The organism is Micromonospora sp. NPDC049230 (assembly GCF_040647875.1).
Classification (GTDB): Bacteria; Actinomycetota; Actinomycetes; order Mycobacteriales; family Micromonosporaceae; genus Micromonospora.
Map to the genome: position 1 here is coordinate 249805 of NZ_JBEZCZ010000003.1, position 17824 is coordinate 267628.

11 protein-coding genes and 2 pseudogenes are annotated in these 17824 nt (G+C 72.8%); 6 read left to right on the top strand and 7 right to left on the bottom strand.

Annotated elements, in window-relative coordinates:
• Window positions 1-6 precede the first annotated feature (6 nt).
• The 4 genes from AB0A95_RS04185 to AB0A95_RS04200 form a co-directional block, all read right to left on the bottom strand.
• Entirely contained in the window at window positions 7-1356 is a 1350-nt protein-coding gene (locus AB0A95_RS04185) for a glycosyl transferase family 1 (protein WP_357554100.1), read from the bottom strand.
• A 17-nt stretch (window positions 1357-1373) separates the two neighbouring features.
• Window positions 1374-2795 carry a lipopolysaccharide biosynthesis protein gene (locus tag AB0A95_RS04190; RefSeq protein ID WP_357554101.1) on the bottom strand — a complete coding sequence of 474 codons (1422 nt, stop codon included), beginning with the start codon at window positions 2793-2795 and terminating at the stop codon, window positions 1374-1376.
• 139 nt (window positions 2796-2934) lie between these two features.
• Window positions 2935-4809: a polysaccharide biosynthesis protein gene (locus AB0A95_RS04195; protein ID WP_357554102.1), complete on the bottom strand. Its 1875-nt coding sequence runs from the start codon at window positions 4807-4809 to the stop codon at window positions 2935-2937.
• A 205-nt stretch (window positions 4810-5014) separates the two neighbouring features.
• Window positions 5015-6196 (bottom strand): aminotransferase class I/II-fold pyridoxal phosphate-dependent enzyme, encoded by a 1182-nt coding sequence (locus tag AB0A95_RS04200; RefSeq protein WP_357554103.1) that lies wholly within the window; start codon window positions 6194-6196, stop codon window positions 5015-5017.
• A gap of 506 nt (window positions 6197-6702) precedes the next feature.
• Between AB0A95_RS04200 and AB0A95_RS04205 the strand changes: the two genes are divergently transcribed.
• The gene (locus tag AB0A95_RS04205; protein WP_357554104.1) at window positions 6703-7401 is read left to right on the top strand and encodes an acyltransferase; all 699 of its coding nucleotides are present in this window, start codon (window positions 6703-6705) and stop codon (window positions 7399-7401) included.
• A 20-nt stretch (window positions 7402-7421) separates the two neighbouring features.
• Here AB0A95_RS04205 and AB0A95_RS04210 read toward each other — a convergent pair.
• A pseudogene (locus tag AB0A95_RS04210) lies at window positions 7422-8483 on the bottom strand (glycosyltransferase); the annotation flags it as partial.
• Between the two features lie 403 nt (window positions 8484-8886).
• Between AB0A95_RS04210 and AB0A95_RS04215 the strand changes: the two are divergent.
• Complete coding sequence (locus tag AB0A95_RS04215) at window positions 8887-9963, top strand: glycosyltransferase family 4 protein (RefSeq protein WP_357554105.1); 1077 nt, start codon at window positions 8887-8889, stop codon at window positions 9961-9963.
• Window positions 9964-9965: 2 nt separating this feature from the next.
• The gene (locus AB0A95_RS04220; RefSeq protein ID WP_357554106.1) at window positions 9966-11342 is read left to right on the top strand and encodes a glycosyltransferase; all 1377 of its coding nucleotides are present in this window, start codon (window positions 9966-9968) and stop codon (window positions 11340-11342) included.
• Here the strand turns inward: AB0A95_RS04220 and AB0A95_RS04225 are convergent.
• Window positions 11261-12496 carry a glycosyltransferase family 4 protein gene (locus AB0A95_RS04225; RefSeq protein ID WP_357554107.1) on the bottom strand — a complete coding sequence of 412 codons (1236 nt, stop codon included), beginning with the start codon at window positions 12494-12496 and terminating at the stop codon, window positions 11261-11263. The genes AB0A95_RS04220 and AB0A95_RS04225 overlap by 82 nt on opposite strands.
• Before the next feature lie 213 nt (window positions 12497-12709).
• On the opposite strand from AB0A95_RS04225, the gene AB0A95_RS04230 reads away from it, so the two are divergent.
• Genes AB0A95_RS04230 through AB0A95_RS04240 form a run of 3 tightly spaced genes read left to right on the top strand, consistent with a single transcriptional unit; the run spans window position 12710 to window position 16492 of the window.
• Window positions 12710-13654: an NAD-dependent epimerase/dehydratase family protein gene (locus tag AB0A95_RS04230; protein ID WP_357554108.1), complete on the top strand. Its 945-nt coding sequence runs from the start codon at window positions 12710-12712 to the stop codon at window positions 13652-13654.
• Window positions 13655-13662: 8 nt separating this feature from the next.
• Window positions 13663-15069, top strand: a complete 1407-nt coding sequence (locus AB0A95_RS04235) for a lipopolysaccharide biosynthesis protein (RefSeq protein WP_357554109.1) — start codon at window positions 13663-13665, stop codon at window positions 15067-15069.
• The gene (locus AB0A95_RS04240; RefSeq protein WP_357554110.1) at window positions 15059-16492 is read left to right on the top strand and encodes a glycosyl transferase family 1; all 1434 of its coding nucleotides are present in this window, start codon (window positions 15059-15061) and stop codon (window positions 16490-16492) included. Before AB0A95_RS04235 ends, AB0A95_RS04240 begins: the two co-directional genes overlap by 11 nt.
• Before the next feature lie 160 nt (window positions 16493-16652).
• On the opposite strand, the pseudogene AB0A95_RS04245 reads toward AB0A95_RS04240, so the two are convergent.
• Window positions 16653-17705 (bottom strand): annotated as a pseudogene (locus AB0A95_RS04245) (O-antigen ligase family protein); the annotation flags it as partial.
• Window positions 17706-17824 lie beyond the last annotated feature (119 nt).

Here is a 17824-nt window from a genome sequence, read left to right on the forward strand (position 1 = left end):
TCGTTTCTAGGCCAGTTGCCCGCGGGCGGCGTCGGCGGTGACGGACCCGGTGCGGGCCGCCGCGCCGAGCGTGGCGGCGAACCGCGCGGCCACGTTCTCCTTGGCGTGCTCCCGCCGGGCGAAGGCAGCCCCGTTGCGGGCGAGCCGCTCCCGCAGGGCCGCGTCCCGGCAGAGATCGGTCAGGCCGCGGACCAGCGCCCCGGTGTCGTCGGTACCGACGATCACGCCCGCGTCGGCCTCCTGGATGTGGTTCATCGACGCCACCTCGGCGGGCCCGTAGCCGAGGATCGGACGACCCGAGGCGAGGTACTGGGGGATCTTCGTCGAGACCGAGTAGCGGGTGTAGCGGCGGATCTCCTCGTCGAAGGACTCGATATGGACGAGGACGTCCGCGCCACGCAGGGCGGCGGGCACCTCGTCGCTGTCCAGTGACGGCCCGAGCCGCACCCGCGTCAGGGGCGCGAAGTGTTTCGCGTACCGGCTGAGGTCCTTCTCCGGCGCGTGGATGGTCAGCCGGACGGGCAGACCGGCCTCGGCCAGGCTGTCCAGTGCGGCGCCGATGTCGCGCAGCGACTCCCAGCGGTTGAGGTGCAGGGCGCCGACGTAGACGAGCTCCGTCGTCCCCTGCTGCCGTGCCGCGTCGCGGGGTGGGGCGAAGAAGGTCTCGTCGACACAGTTCGCGAACGGGGTGAACGGGATGCCGTACCGCCGGGTGTACTCCTGGGCCATCGGCTGACTGATGACCATGCCGAGCGGGGCCAGGCGGAGAAGTCTCGCGATCGTCTCCTGGACGGAGCGGTCGGCCCGACCGAAGAGTTCGCCGTTGTCGTACAGGGTTGCCGGCCAGTCGTCGGTGAAGTGCGGCACCACCGGAACGCCGCAGGTGCGCGCGGCCAGCGCCGTGATCCTCGTCAGCCGCACGCTGCCGAGCATCGAGTAGACGACGTCGGGCTGGAAGTCGCGCATCCACTCGACAAGCGCCGGGGGGACCCGGATCGGGCTGAGGTCGGCACTCGCGCGCAGTTGTGCGTAGATCCTGGCCATGGTGGGACGGGTCTCCGCCGCGGCGTGCACGGCGGCGAGCGGGCGGCTCTGTTGTAGCGGCGTACGGCCGTTCCAGCCCGACATCCGCATGGCGTAGTACTGGATGGGCAGGTAGTGGTCTCGCGGCGGGAAGTGGAAATAGTGTTCACACACCTCCGTCGACGGGGTGATGTTGCCGGTGTGCACCTGCGCGAGACGATCCCTGGGCCAGCCGGAGAAGAGGTTCGACAGGGTCAGGGCGGTCCCGCTGACCCGGCTGAAGGGCGTGTGGCTCACCACCAGCACCCGCGGAAAATCCTCGTCGAACACCATCTGCGTATCCGCCTCTCTCATGTGGTCCGTATTCGCAGTGCCCGCCGGTAGCCGTAGAGGGCCGCCGGGACGACCGTCACGGTGTAGATGACGACGGCGACGAACGGTGTCGCGGCCACCCCCCACCAGTGCAGGCCGAGCAGTTTTCCGACAATGGACAGTGGTAGGTAAAGGAGGTAGCCCCACAGTTGCGGGCGGACGATTCCGGCCGCGTTCTGCACCATGAACCGCGGCGAGATCGCGGCCAGCACGACCCACCAGCAGGCGAGGCCCAGCAGGAGTGACCGGTTTCCTATCGAGATCGGCAGCCAGGCCGCGAAGAACTGCTCGCCGTAGGCCACCAGGAAGATCGACGGCAGCACGGCGATGAGTGTCGACACGATGGTCATCCGCCGAACGGTTCGGCGGATCCAGTCCAGGTCACCGCGCGCCAGCGCCTCGCCGTGCAGCGGCCACAGTGGCTGGTTGACAAGCGTCACCAGTGCGCCGAGCTGGTTGAACAGTCTGGCCGGCACCGCGTACGCGGTGACGCTGGCGAGGCCCAACACGTGCGCGATGAGCAAGGGGTCGGCGTTGTCCGCCAGGACCATTATCAGCGTGACCAGGAAGAAGAGACCGCCGAGGCCGAACAGCTCCCGGACCCCCCGACCGTCGACGAATCTCAGCCGGGGCGCCAGGTGCGGCAGGCGCCAGCCGAATGTCCACACGGTATTGACGATGTTCACAAGTAACGGGGCGATGGCGATGCTGGCGATGACCGCTATCGGCGGCAGCTTCGCGTACACCGCGCCGAGCGCGAGGGGTAGCGAGAGCGCGCTCGACGTCGCCTGCCAGACATTGCTGGCCGCCACCTGCTGATACGCGTACTGCACGCGGGCGACGAGTGACAGCGGAATATTGAGCAGGAACGCGGTCAGGCACACCAGGGCGACGAGGTGGGCGTCCCGCGCCGCCGTCCCCGTCGCGTTGAACAGCAGCGGCCACGGAACGAACCCACCGACCAGCCACAGCAGGCCACACGTCGGGAGCACCACCCCGCAGACCGCGGCGTAGGCGCTGGAGACGTACCGCCGGGCGGTGTCCGAGTCGCCGTCCACCCGGCACGGCGCGAGTCTGGTCATGAGCCCGAGACCGACGCCCAGGTCCGCGAAGGCGACCATCCCGGTGACGGCGAGCACCGCGGCCCAGAGCCCGTACAGGTCGGTGCCCAGGTACGACAGGGTCACGGGGAGCAGGACGAGAGGTACGAGCGCGCTGACCGCCCGACTCAGCGCCGCGGTGGCGATCCAGGACAGCAGCCGGCGACCGCGACTCGGGGCCGGGGGAGCGGGGGCGACCGGCGCGGGTGGCTCCATCGTCTGGACGGCTCGCCGCGACCTGGGCGATGCGGCGGCGTGCAGCGGCTCGTACCGCTGAATCCTGCCGTGGCGGGTCCGCATCTCACGGTCCTATCGATCTGCGGCGAACGCCGGAGGGACGCGGTCGCCGCGACGCGGCGTCGCGTTGGGGAATCCTCACTGTGACAACTGTCGGCGCGGGGATTTGGGTGTGGTCGTCGGTCACCGTCCGCCGCGCCGGTCACCGCGACTGTAGGGGTACGCCCACCGGATCGCCCACCGTCGGGTCGATCGGCTGGGCGCAGAGCAACGCCAGGTGTTCGGTGAGCTTCGCCGCGTCGTCGTACGGGTCGAGCCCGCTCACCTCCATCGGGTCGAGCGCCGGCACGGCCACGTGGGACACCAACGGGTGGAACGGCCGGGTGTCCACCTCACCGGTGCCGAACAGGTCCTCGTGCAGCTTCTCTCCGGGACGAAGGCCGGTGTAGACGATCGGCATCGCGCTGGACGCCTGCTCGGCCATCTGCCGGGCCAGGTCGGCAATGCGGACCGGTTCACCCATGTCCAGCACCAACGCCTCCCCGTCGCGGCCGATCTCGGCGGCCTGGAGCACCAGGTGGACGGCCTCCTGGATGGTCATCAGGTAGCGGGTGACGTCCGGGTGGGTGACGGTCAGCGGCCTGCTGTCCTCGATCTGCCGCTGGAACGCCGTCACCACCGAGCCGCGGCTGCTGAGCACGTTGCCGAACCGCACGCTGAGGAAGGTCCCCGGGAACCGGGACGCGGCGTGCGCGGTCAGTCGTTCGGTGATCCGCTTGGAGTACCCGAGCACACTTGTCGGGTTGGCCGCCTTGTCGGTGGAGATGTTGACGAACTTGGCCACGTCCCGGCAGGCGTCCAGCACCGACAGCGTGCCCCAGACGTTCGTCTTGACCGCCTCGCCGGGGTGGCGCTGCAAGAGGGTCAGGTGCTTGAGGGCTGCCGCGTGCAAAATGATCTCCGGGCGGCGTTCCCGGATGATCCGCCGAAGGCCCTCGTCGTCGCGCAGGTCGGCGAGGATCAGCTCGGGGCCGTCCAGCATGGCCCGCCCGGCGAGCGACATCTGTAGGCCGTGCAGGGCCGACTCGTCCCGGTCCAGCATCATCAGCTCGCCCGGGTCGGCCTTCATCACCTGTCGGCAGAGTTCCGAGCCGATCGACCCGCCGGCACCGGTGACCAGGACCCGTCGCCCGGTCAGGCTGTTCGTGCTCAGCGGCAGGTCACCGACCACCTGGCGGCGGCCGAGCAGATCACCGATCTGTACGTCCCGGACGTCGGTGACGGTGATCCGGTGGTCGACCAGGTCCCGCACGGGGGGCAGCACCTTGAACACAGTGCCGGTGGCGAGCGTGGCCTCGCGGATCTGGCGGATCAGCGCCGCGTCGGCGTTGGCCACCGAGAAGATGACAGCCTTCGCGCCGGTACGCCGCACCGCGGTCTCGACGTCCTGCCGCCCACCGAGCACCCGCACCTCCCGGATGCGCAGGTCGCGCTTGTCCGGATCGTCGTCGAGGGCGCCCACCGGCAGGTATCGGCCGCGCGGGTCGCCGAGCATCGCCCGCAGCAGCTCCTGCCCGGCGTTGCCCATGCCGAACAGCAGGACCGGTGTGGAGGACCGGACGTCGGGACGCATGGAGAGGTCCCGGCGGTGCCGGTACGCGAACCGGGCGCCGAGCATCAGCAGCAGGGCGAGGGCGCCGCCGACCAGCGGGGTGCTCGCCGGCACCGGTCGGTCGCCGGAGGACAGCAGGCCGAGCAGCACGAGGGCCGCCGTCAGGATGGTGGTGCCGGCGACGCCCTGCACCTCCTGGAGACTGCCCAGCGGGTGTCGTCCGGAGTAGAGCCGGCGGACCGCCGCCACCGCCACGTGCACGACCGCCGCGAGCACACCGATCGCCGCGGCCCGAACCAGCTGGCCCGCCGGGAGATCGAACTCGAATCGGGTCCACACGGCCGCGGCGAAGCCGCTGACCCAGGCGGTGGTGTCGGTGGCGAGGAAGCCCGCGGTACGGCGGCGGGCCCTGGCCCGCCGAGTCGTTCGGTCCGCGCGATCCGTGTGCTCAGTCTCCTGCGGCATGTGCTGGCTCCCTGACCCGTCTTCGACCGCTTCCGCCGCGTACGACAGAAGGGACCCAAAGCCCTTTGTCCTTGTTACAGGCAGTTTCGTGTTCCTTGGGCGCTTTCCGGTTAATCGCGGGAAGTTATGCCCGGCCCGGTGAAGATCAGCGCGCCGGTGCGCCCCGCGGCGTCACCTGAACGGGCCATCTCCCGCACCCCGGTCGTCACACCGTGCAGGCTCCTGTCCGGAGGCTCAGGAACTCCTCGATCGCGACGGACACCCGGGCGATCTGCGCCTCGGTGAGCGCGCTTCCGCTGGGCAGCGTGAGCCCGTTGGCGAAGAGTCGCTCCGCCGCGCCGGTGAGCAGGGTCTCCGCACCGACGTGCATGGGCTGGAGATGCATCGGTTTCCACACCGGCCGGGTCTCGATGTCCCGCTCGGCCAGGTGGGCCGCCAGGTCCTCCACCCCCCAGCCGCACCGCTGCGGCTCGACGGTGATGACGGTGAGCCAACAGTTGGACTCGGTGTCCTCCGCGCCGAGCAGCCGGACGCCCGGCACCGGGGCGAAGACCTTGGCGTAGTGGTCGCGCAGGTGGCGGCGTCGGGCGATCATCGCGTCCAGCCGGAGCAACTGGGCTCGGCCGAGCGCCGCGAGGAGGTTGCTGAGCCGGTAGTTGTAACCCGTCTCGCGGTGCTCGTAGTGCCGCGCCGGTTCGCGGGCCTGCGTCGCGAGGTGACGGGCCCGGGCGAGCAGCGCGGTGTCGTCGGACACCAGCATCCCGCCGCCGGAGGTGGTCATGATCTTGTTGCCGTTGAAGGAGAGCACGCCGACGCGCCCGAAGGAGCCGGCGGGTCGCCCTCCGTGGCCGGCGCCGAGGGCCTCCGCGGCGTCCTCCACCACTGGCACGTCGGCGTCGGCGCAGACCGGGAGCAGGGCGCGGTAGTCGGCGCAGCTGCCGAACATGTCCACCGGGACTACCGCGCCGACCCGCTCACCGCGCGAGCGCAGCCGTCGCAGCACCTCGTCGACGAGGGCGACGTCCACGTTGCCGGTCCGGGGGTCGCAGTCGACGAACACCGGCCGCGCCCCGATGTAGCGGGCCGCGTTCGCGGTGGCGACGAAGGTGAGCGTGGGCACGATGACCACGTCGCCGGGCCCGACCCCGACCCCGAGCAGCGACAGGTGCAGAGCCGCCGTCCCGGAGTTGACGGCCACGGCTCCGTCGGTGCCGACCCGGGCGGCGACATCCTGCTCGAAGGCGTCCAGGTCCGGGCCGACCGGTGCGACCCAGCCCGAGCGCAGGGCGGCGAGCAGGTACGACTCCTCCAGCGGCCCGATGTCGGGTGGCGACAGATAGACGGTGTCGCTCACGGGGGCACCGCCGGTCACGAGAGCACCGGGCATCGGCACGATCCCACCTCCAACGGCGTCGGGGACAACGCCGGGTGAGCGTCCCATCGGGGCGGAAACCGGATGACGACCCTGATTGGTGACACACAACCCGCATTCCCCCGATCAACCCCAAAACCCGCAGTCGGACACGGCCAGTTCGGCGGCCTTCTGCGCGACGGTGGCCCACGGCACGAGCCGGGAGCGTCGCGACGGCCGGTCGGGCGAGGGCAAAACTGGCCGGTCGGGCGAGGGGAGGGGCGGCCTCTTCGGCCGGGGGTGGTGCCGCCGCTCATGATCCACTCGGCTTTCATGAAGTCGGGGTGTCGGGGGCGCCGGGACCCCGCGATATCAAGAAACCCGAGTGGATCATGCGCCTTGACCTGATGAGTGACGCTATACACCTATTGTGGAGGTTGCTGAGGTTATCATCGCCCCTGGATCGACAGGGACGAACGGCGGAGATGCGGGGGCGACATGCGTGCGGTGCCCGAGCGGGCCGGCGTCGGGGCGGGAGTCTGATGCGCGTCCGCCTCGACCAACCTGGGGCGCTGCTCGGCCCGGTTTTCGGGTCACTCGACCGTCTCCTGCGCGCGGGGGCGCGGGCCCGTCGGGCGATCCGGGGTCTTGCCCTCGCCGGCCGGTTCGCCGCCCGGGGAGACAACTTCACGTTCGACCCGGACGGCGTCTACACCTGTGAGTCGATCGAGGTCGGCCACAATGTCGATCTCGGGTACCGGCCGATCCTGATGGCGGCCCGGAGTCGGATCCGCATCGGTGACAACGTGATGTTCGGCCCCGAGGTGACGATCCGGGGCGGCAACCACCGCATCGAGCAGGTCGGCGTACCGATGGTCGCGGTCGACAAGGAGGCCGACGACGACACCCACGACCGGGGCGTGACCATCGGCGACGACGTGTGGGTGGGCACCCGGGCGGTGATCCTGCACGGGGTCACGATCGGCCGGGGTGCGGTGATCGGCGCCGGCGCGGTGGTCACCCGGTCGGTGCCGCCGTACGCGGTGACCGCCGGCAACCCGGCCCGGGTGATCCGCCTGCGGTGGCCGGTGGAGACCATCCGGGCCCACGAGCGGCAGCTCTACCCGGCCGATCGTCGGCTGACCGCCGCCGAGCTGGCCGGCCTCGCCGAGCTGCCGGTGCCCGAGCCGCGTCCGACTCCCGTGACGAAGTCGCTGACCACCGGCGTCCAGCCGCGATAGTCGAAACAGTGGGCCCGCTCCCGGGCGGCGCGGCTCATCGCCCGCCAGGCCGCGTCGTCGAGGCGTAGCGCCCGCTCGATGCCCCGCCGGACATCCTCGGCTGCCGCGCCGTCGAGCAGGATCCCCTCCCGACCGTCCACCAGGTAGCGCCGCAGATCGCTGGTGACGTTGAGCAGCACCGGGCAGCCGGCGGCGAGGCTCTCCGGCACCTTGGAGGGGAAGCCCGCCTGCGCGTACCCGGCCGGCGGGCGGACCAGCACGGAGAAGTGCGCCCGGCGCAACTCGGCGAGCACCCGCTCGCGGGGCACCCAACCGATGAAACTCACCTGGTCGTCGAGGTCGGTCGGCCCGGCCTCCCCGAGGTCGGACAGGCTGCCGGCCTGCTCCCGGCTGATCCCGGCGATCACCAGGTGCACCCTGGCCCGGTCGGCGGGCGGGAGCAGACGAATGCCCTCCAGCACCACTGCCAACTGGTCCTTCACACCTGCCGACCCGGCGTAGAGCAGTCGGAGGCCCTCGCCGAGCGAGGCCGGTGCGGGGTCGGCGTAGTCGGCCCTGTCGACCTGCGGCGGCACCACCAGGGTCCGCCGTCCCTGGCGCACGAAGTGCCGCTCCAGCAGCTCGGAGATGACGATGAGCTGGTCGGCGAGTCGTCCGGCCCAGAAGGACGCCCAGCGGTGCCGCAGGAAGTACGGCGTCAGCCAGCCCCGGGGAAACTGGGCCCGGTCGTGCTGCTCCAGCACGTCCACAGTCACCGGGCACCGCACCGCCAGGCGCAGCACCGCCCAGGTCGCCAGGTCCCACAACCCGAGTGGCAGGTGGACGCCGGCCAACTCGCCCGGACGGACGCCCGCGCGGCGCAGCGCGGCCAGCACCCGCAGCGGCCGGACGCGCCGGTGCGACCAGCGGCCCAGCACCCCGCCGCCCAGGCGGCGTCGGGGCAGCGTGATCAGGCGGACGCCGGCGGGTAGGTCCACCGCGGTCGGTGGGCGCGACCCGTCGTCGGGCCAGTCGTTGACCACCAGTGTCACTCCCCCGGGCGGGGTGGCCGACCGGGCCAGTTGCAGCAGCCGGTTGGACATCGCGTCGCCGTGCGGAAACCGGTACGCGGCCAGCGCCAGCACCGTTGGCGTCGCGGTGGGCCGCGGGTCGGGGATCAGGCCCGTGCCGGTGGTGGGCTCGCCCACGGTCTACCCCCTCGGGAAACGTAGGTGATTTGTGCCGCTATGGCTGTTTAGTCTATGCGGCCAACGATGTCCACGCTCTCGATGCGCCAGTGTGTCGGCAACCGAGATCTCCGGCCCGCCACCGACGGGACACCGGCGGACACCCTCGCGGTGCCGTCACCTCGTCACCGGTGCCGCAGTTGCCGTAGTGGTGCGGTCGGCAGACCGGGATCAGCGCGGCCGGGCGGCCGTCGGAATGAGGAGACATGCAGCGTGCAGCCGTGCGCGACACCCGGCGGGCGTCGGCGGGAGCCCCGTGGTGAGCCGACCGGTGGTGGTGCAGCACTCGGCGGGCACCCCCGGTGCCAACGGTCCGCTGACCGCCGTGCGGCGGGTGCTCACCTCACCCCTGGCCGACCGGTACGAGTTCGTCCGGATGCACCAACACGCCGGCAACGGCAGCCTGAACGTGCCGCTGCTGCGGGAGTGGGTGCGGCTGCTGCGCCGGGTCCGCCCGGATCTGGTGCACGTGCGGGGCCTACAGAACGAGGGTTTCCACGGCGTCCTCGCCGCCCGTCTCGCCGGCTGCCCGCGGGTCCTGGTCACCGTGCACGGCACCGTACGTGACCTGCGTCAACCGGGTCGTGCCTGGCGGCGTCGCCTGCTCGTGCACGGTGCCGAGCCCGCGACGCTGCGGCTGGCCACCCACGTCGGCACCGTCTGCGCGTACGCCGCCGGCCGGGACTTCCTGTCCGACCTGGGCGGGAAGTTCGTCGGGGTGATCCCCAACGGGGTGCCGCTGCCGGCCCGTCCACACGCCGAGCGGGACCGGGTCCGCGCCGAACTGGGCCTGCGCCCCGACGACGTGACCATGATCGCGGTATCCCGACTGACCTGGGAGAAGGGTTACGCAGTCCTCGCCGACGCGCTGCGCCGACTGCCGCCGTCGACCACCCGCCGGGTGTTGCTCGTCGCCGGCGACGGGCTCGACCGGGACGGCATCGCCGCCGCGCTGGCCGAGGCCGACCAGGTCGAGGTGCGCCTGCTCGGCAACCGTCTCGACGTGCCGGACCTGCTCGCCGCGGCGGACCTCTTCGTCTTCCCGACACTGCACGAGAACCTCTCCAACGCGCTGCTCGAGGCGATGGCGTACGGGCTGCCGGTGGTCGCGTCGGCGGTGGGCGGCAACGTCGAGGTGCTGCGCTCCGGCGGCGGCCGACTGGTGCCGGCCGGCGACCCGGACGCCCTGGCCGAGGCGCTGACGCCGCTGCTCGACGACCCCGCCGAGCGGCGTCACGTGGGGGAGTTGGGTCGCAAGGTGGTGGCCGAGGACTACAGCCTCGACGTCATGCTCGGTCGCCTCGACCGGGTCTACCGGCAGATCCTCGGGGAGTGACGGTGGCGCCGCCACGCAGCCCACGGGTCACAGTGCTGGGCTTCACCGTCCCGGACGACCTGCTCGCCGAGATCATCGCCCGGGACACCATCATGCCCACCCAGACGCACACCTTCGCCTGGAGCCTGGTGCACAGCCTGCGGGCCGCCGACTGTCCGGTGCACCTGCTCTCCGCGGCGCCGGTGTCCACCTGGCCCGGCAACGGGCAGGTCCGCTTCCGGGCGGGGCGGTTCCGGCAGGACGACGTGGACGGTCAGCTGCTGGCGTTCGTGAACCTGCTCGGCCTCAAGCACCTCACCCGGTTCGTGGCCGCCTGGCGTACCGGCGCTCGGGCGCTGCGCGAGCACGACGCCGACGTGCTGCTGGTGCACGGCGTGCACTCGCCGTTCCTCTGGTTCGGTGTGCTGCGGGCCCGCCGCCGCGGCGTCCGGGTGGTGCCGGTGCTCACCGACCCGCCGGGTGTCGCGCTGCCCACCGACGGTCGGCTGGTCCGGCTGCTGCGCGGGCTCGACGTCGCGCTGGTCCGGGCCGCCCTGGCCCGCTGCTCGGGGGTGATCGCGCTGACCCCCGCGCTCGCCGAGGACTTCGCGCCCGGCCGGCCCCGGCTGGTGCTGGAGGGAATCTGTGCCGCTGGTGCGCCGGAGCCGCGCGAGGGCGCCCGGGTGGTGCTGCCGCCGGAGCCGCGCGGGGGCGCCCGGATGGTGCCGCCGGCGGGCCCGCCCGTGCCGCCCGCCGCGACCAGGGACATCGTGTACGCGGGGGGCCTGAGCCGCGCCTACGGCGTGGACCGGCTGGTCGAGGCGTTCCGCGGTCTCGCCGGGGACGACCTGCGGCTGTGCGTGTACGGCCGGGGCGAGCTGGCGGGTTGGCTGCGCGACCAGGCCGCCGTGGACCGGCGCATCGTGCCCCCCGCGCTGCTGCCCCGGGCGGAGCTGTTGCCCCGGCTGGCCCGGGCGACCGTGTTGGTGAACCCGCGCCCGGTGGACCAGGACTTCGTCCGCTGGTCCTTCCCGTCGAAGATCATCGAGTACCTCGCCGCCGGGGTGCCGGTGGTGAGCACCCGACTGCCCGGCATCCCGGCCGAGTACGCGCCGTGGCTGTCGTTCGCCGAGCCGGACACCGCCGACGGGCTGCGGGCAGCCCTCGGCCGGGTGTTGGCTCTGCCGGCGGACGAGGCCCGTGCGCGGGGGGCGGGCGGGGCCCGCTTCGTGCGGGAGACGCGCGACCCGGCCAGCCAGGGTCGCCGCGTGCGCGACTTCCTCGCCGGCCTCACCGGGCTGACCGGCCAGCGCGGCGTTCAGCCCCGACCGCGCGCGGCGGCCTTGCTGAGCAGGTCCTCGATCTGGTCGACGCCGACCCGCAACGACATCCGGTCCTGATAGAGCTGGCGGCCCCGACGGCCCATCGCGATCCGCTGCTCGTCCGGCACCCGGGCGGCGGCGGCGAACTGGTCGGCAAGCGCCCGCCAGTCGTCCGGCGGGCAGACCAGCCCGGCCCCGCCCGCGCTGACCAACCGGGCGGCGTCGCCGTCGGCCGACATCAACACCGGGCTGCCGCAGGCCAGCGCGGCCTGCAACTTCGACGGCACCGTCCCGCGCAACCACGGCAGGTCGCGCAGCATGACCAACTGGTAGTCGGCGGCGGCGTACAACTCGGCCATCTCGGCGGCCGGACGGCGACCGACGAACCGCACGTTTGCCGCGCCCAACTCGTCGGCGAGACGTCGCGCCTGTTCCGCGCCGAGCCCGGTGCCGACGAAGACCAGGTCCACCGCGTCCGGCGCCGCCGCGGCCGCTCGGATGGCGACGTCGACGCCCTGCAACAAACCCAGGTTGCCGGCGAACATCACTGTGGTCCGTCCCCGGTGCCCGATCGTCGCCCGGGCCGAGTCGGTGCCGGGCACCGGCCGGAACAGCGCCTCGTCGGTCCAGTTGAACACGGTACGCACCGCGCCCGGGTCGACACCCCGCTCGACCACCTGTTCGGCCATTGCCGGCGCGATCACCGCGATGCCCGCGCAGGCGCGGTAGATCCGGCGCATCGTGGCGGTCAGGACCCGGTCCATCGCCCGCCCCGCCAGCCCCGCAGGGGCCATCCCGGACGCCGTCACCGACTCCGGCCACAGGTCCTGCACGTGCAGCACCGCCGGCACGCCGCGCAGCATCCGCAGCAGACCGGCGGCGGCGTACGCGGTGGGCGGCGGGTGGTAGACGTAGAGCGCGTCGACGCCGCGTAGGTGACGCGGGGCGGCCAGGGTGCTGGTGGTGGCGAAGGAGAGATAGCTCGCCGCCCGGCGCAGGCCGGAACGGTCGTGACTCGGGTACGCGGGCACCCGGCGGACGGCCACCCCGCGGTCGGTGGCCCGGTGGTTCCAGCGCTGCTGCCAACCCGGGTAGGTGCGCCCGAGCGGCAGGCTCGGAAACGTGGTCAGCACCCGCACCTCGTGGCCGCGGCGGGCCAACTCCGTGGCCAGTTGACCCGGCACGAAGGCGCTCTCCGGCGGGTACCACTGACTGATCAGTCCGATTCGCATGTGCCCGGCACTCCCGTCGACGTCGACTCGCCCACCAGGGCAGACAACTGACGGAAGGGAACCGAGGACACGCGGGACGGCGCCCGTTTCGCGTGACTCGCGAGAAGAGCGCTCGTTGTCACACTAGTGGCCGCCGGCGACCGCTGCCACGCGCCCACCGGGCGGACAGCGCAGCGCCGGCTGCCCACAGGCCGAGCCGAACGGGGAGACGCGTTGAAGGTAGTCGTGACCGGTGGCGCCGGCTTCATCGGCGCCAACCTGGTACGGGCCCTCGACCAGGCACCCCAGGTCACCGAGGTCGTGGTCGTCGACGACCTCTCCACCGGCCGGTTGGACAACCTGGACGGTCAGCCCGTCCGGCTGCACCGGGGCACAGTGCTCGACCCGGACCTGCTGGACGAGACGTTCGCCGGCGCGGCCAGCGTGGTGCACCTGGGCGCGCTCGGCTCCGTGCCGCGCTCCATCGACCGGCCGCTGCCCAGCCACCACGCCAACGCCACCGGGACGCTGATGGTGCTGGAGGCCGCTCGCCGGCACCACGTCCAGCAGGTGATCCTGTCGTCCTCGTCGTCGGTCTACGGCGCGAACCCGGTGCTGCCCCGCCAGGAAGGGCTGCGCCCCATCCCGGTCTCCCCGTACGCGGTGTCCAAGCTGGCGGCCGAGGCGTACGCGGTGGCCTACGCCGCCTGCTACGACCTGGGCGTGCTGCCGTTTCGCTTCTTCAACGTCTACGGCCCACGACAGGCCGCGCACCACCCGTACGCGGCGGTGCTGCCCCGCTTCGTCACCGCCGCGCTCGCCGGCGAACCGCTGCGCGTGCACGGCGACGGTCGGCAGACCCGCGACTTCACCTTCGTCGGCAGCGTCACCTCGGTGATCGTCGACGCGATCGTCCGTCGGGTGTCCACCACCGACGTGGTGAACCTGGCGTTCGGCGCGCGGATCTCCCTGCTCGACCTGGTCGCCGAGTTGGAGGGCGTGCTGGGCCGGCCGCTGCCCGTGGTGCACGAGGCGCCCCGCGCGGGTGACGTGCGGGACTCGCAGGCCGACTGCACCCGCCTGCGGGAGCTGTTCCCCGGTCTGCGGCCGGTGCCACTGCGCACCGGTCTGGAGCGCACCGTGTCCTGGATGGCCGATCACGTGCTCGCGAGCCAGTAGGGGCGTCGATGTCGTCCGGGGTCGTCGAGCGGACCCGGCGCGCCCGCCCACCGGGCGCGCACCGTCGCCGCGCCGACCGTGGCCGCCGGCTCGTCTCCGGGGTCGCGACCGCGCTGCTCAGTCGGCTGGCGGGGCTCGTCGTGCCGATCGTGCTGGTGCCTGTCACGTTGCCCTACTTCGGCAACGACCTGTACGGCCTGTGGATGGCGGTGGCGGCGCTGGCCGGCATGGCGGCCTTCGCCGACCTGGGGCTGGGCAGCGGGCTGATGACGAAGCTCGCCCCCTGCTACGCGCACGGCGACACGGTCCAGGCCCGGCGCTACATCTCCAGCGCGTACCTGACCCTGTCGGGGCTCGCGCTCACCCTCACCGGCCTGCTCTGGATCTTCGCCGGGGCGGTGCCCTGGTCGGCGCTGTTCAACGTGACAGGTCAGGTCAGCCCGGGACAGACCCGGATGATCGCGTTGATCTGTCTCACCGCGTTCGCGCTCAACGTGCCGCTCAGCCTGATCGCCCGCGTCCAGTACGCCTACCAGCAGGTCGGCCGGAGCAACGTCTGGCAGACCGCGGGCAGTCTGGCCGCGCTCGGCGCGGTGCTCGGCGTGGTCTGGGCCGGCCTGTCGCCGCTGCTGGTGGTCGCCCTGTCGGTCGCCGCGCCGCTGCTTGTCAACCTGCTCAACACGCTCTGGTTCTTCGGTCGGCAGGAACCGCGGATCCGGCCCACGCCGAGGGCCGTGCAGGCCCATGCCGCCGTGGAACTGACCCGGCTCAGCGGGCTGTTCTTCCTGCTGACCGTGGTCATCTCGTTCGCCACCAACGCCGACACGCTGATCATCGCGCACGCGCTGGGTCTGTCCGCCGTCGCCGGCTACGTGGTGCCCGCCAAGCTGCTGTCCCAACTCGGCCAGCTCGTCGTCCTGGTCAACGTGCCACTCTGGCCGGCCAACGGCGAGGCGTTGGCCCAGGGCCAGGTGGACTGGGTACGCCGCACCACCCGCCGGATGACAGTGGTGTCAGTGCTCGCCGCGGGCCTGCCGGCCGCCGTACTCGTCGCCTTCGGTGAGTGGCTCTTCGCGGCCTGGCTGCCGGTGCCGATGGGCGGCGACCGGTGGCTGCTGGCCGGGTTGGGCGTCTGGTGGCTGCTCCAGTCGGCGCTCTCGCCCCGGTTCATGGTGCAGAACGCCGGCGGTGTCCTCGTTCCACAGTTGGTCGGCTGGGGGGCGTTCCTGGTGGTGTCGGTGCTCGGCAAGTGGTACGCGGCGGACCGGATCGCCGTCGCCGCCGTGCCCTGGATCGGCGCTGCCGGTTACGCGCTGACCGTCGTGCCGGCGGCGCTGTACGGGTATCGCCGGACGCTGCGGACGCACCGCGGCCCGGTCGTCGAGCAGAGAGTGGTTCAGGACAGTGCGCGCTGACGAGTATCCCCGCGTGCTGGTGGTGAGCGCGGCCGTGTTCGACCGCTCCACCGGCACCGGCATCACCCTGTCGAACCTGTTCAGCGGCTGGCCGGGGGACCGCCTCGCCCAGCTCTACGCCGAGGACCGCGCCCCGGGCCCGGATGCCGTCGGCACGTTCGCCCGGTTCGCGCCGCGCAACGCGCCGGTGGAGTACCACCTGTTCCGGCAGTGGGAACGCGTCCGCCGACCGGTCCGCGCCCTGGTGAAGGGCACGGCCGGGTCGCCGGGCACGGCCGGGTTGGCCGGCCCGGCCGGGACGGCCGGTCTCGGCAGCGCTGCTCGACCGGCGCGCGATCCGGGGCCTGGCCCGGTGCGTGCCCGGCTGCGCACCCAACTGCGTGCGTTCGTCGACCTCAGCCCGGTCCGGATTCCCGACGACGTCCGCCGGTGGCTGCGCGAGCAGCGGCCGGACGTTGTCTACACGACGCTGGGCAGCATCCGGATGATGCGCCTCGCCGTCGCCGCCGCGCAGGAGTGCCGGGTGCCCCTGGTGCCGCACTTCATGGACGACTGGCCCACCACCCTCTACACCGACGGCCAGGTGCTGGGGCTGCCCCGCCTCGCCGTCCGTGCCGGCTTCCGCGACGTCCTGCGGCACTCCTCGTACGGGATGGGGATCAGCGTGGCGATGGCCCAGGAGTTCGAGCGCCGCTACCGGTTGCCCTTCGCCGCCTTCGGCAACTGCGTGGACGCCGCGGACTTCGCCGACCCCGACACGTGCGCGCCGGACCGCCCGGACGGGGCCGCTGTCGAGTTGGTCTACGTGGGTGGGCTGCACCTGGACCGGTGGCGGTCGCTGCGCCGGGTCGGCGAGGCCGTCGCCCGGCTGGCGGCCCAGGGCACGCCGGCCCGGTTGACGGTGCACGCCCCGGCGACCGACCTCGCGCGGTACGCGGGCGCGTTCACCGGGCTGCCCACTGTGCACCTGGGTCGATCGTTGGCCAGCGACGAGGTCGCCGGAGTGCTGCGCCGGTCCGACGTGTTGGTGCACGTCGAGTCGTTCGCCGCCGAGCACCGCCGCTACACCCGCTACTCGCTGTCCACCAAGATCCCGCAGTACCTGGCGTCCGGTCGTCCCGTCTTCGGGTTCGGCCCGGCCGAACTGGCCTCGATGGCGCACCTGGCGGCGGCCGACGCCGGCGCGGTGGTCGGCAGCGACGACCCGGGAGCCCTCGTCGACGCGCTCACCCCGCTCTGCGTCGACGCCGGGCTTCGGGCTCGGCTCGGTCGGCGCGGCCTGGCGTACGCGGTGCGGCACCACCGCACGGATCAGGTGGCGGCCCGCTTCGCCGAGGTGCTGCGGGAGGCGGGCGGCGGGCGGCCGAGTGCCGGGGCGCCGCGGGTGGACGCGGCGGCCCCCAGATCCCCGGCAGCACTGTGACGAGCGCCAGGACCAACCAGAAGGCGAGCGACGTCTCCCACTGGCCGGTCAGCCAGATCGGCAGCATGGCACCGGTGAACGCGCAGGCCAGCAGCAGCCCGGCCGGACCGGTGCGGGCCGCGGTGACGAGCGCCGCGGCCAGCGCGCCGAAGTAGAGCAGCACGCCGACCAGCCCCAGGTCGTTGCCGACCGTGAGCAGCAGGTTGTGCGGCCCGATGTCGAACGGGTTGGTGCTGATGAACACCCCCGCGCCGGATCCGTTCAGTGGTGACTCCGACCAGGTGGACAGCGCGTACGGCCAGATTGAGAGGCGTCCGGAGATGTCGCCGGTGGGTCGCCCGTACAGGTTGTCGAGCCAGAGCAACTCGGCCTTCGGCGCCAGCCCGAACGGCACCAGGACGACGAGCGCGGTGGCGAGCCCGGCGACGGTGATCCCGGTCAGTCGGGGCGCCACGCGGGTGGCCAGCGCGGCGACCAGACCGAACACGATGCCGATCGCCGCACCGCGCGAGCCGGTGAGCAGCACGCCGTACCCGAGCGGCACGGCCAGGGCCAGCGGCGCGAGGCGCAGCACCGGCCGGTGCGCGCCGGCGGCGGCGAGCACCAGGGCCAGCACCACCCCGACGGCCAGGGTGTACGCCGTGCCGTTCACCTCCCTGCCGTCGATGCCGTAGCGCTCGGCGAAGAGCAGCACCTGCCCCTGGGAGCGGGCGCCGGTGACCACCTCGACGGCGACCACCACGCAGCCGAGCAGGAAGGTCCAGCCGACCAGCAGCAGGTCCCGTCGTCCCCGTACGACGTGCCGGCAGGCCACGAAGAGCACGCAGACCGAGAGATAACGGTAGGCGGCGGGCCCGGTGAGGTCGGGGTGGCCCGTCCAGAGCAGGCTGGCGGCGGCCCAACCGGCGGTGAGCAGCGCGACGGTGTCGACCGACCGCAGCCGGGGCAGCCGGCCGGTCAGCACGATGGCCACCACGGCGAGGATCGCGACGTAGTTGAACGACCACCACGGCGGCCGGGCCACCAGGTAGGCGGCCACGCAGAGGACCAGCACGGCGGGCAGGCTGCCGGTGGGCGCGACAGGCACGGGGCCGGTGTGTGCCGCGGGTCGCCGTTCGGCGGGCGTCAGCGGCGCGGGCGTCAACCGGGCGCCGCCGGCGCGGTGGTGTCGCAGAGCGTGCGTCGGACCGTGTCGCGGTGGCGCGTCGGTCACCGCGTGCGCCCCGCGTGGGCCCGGACCGGACCGCGTCGCGGCGTCCGGGCACTCCGGCGCGACGCGGCGACCACTGCCGACCCGCGACGAGCGGGGCCGGACGAGTGACCGCGCATGGG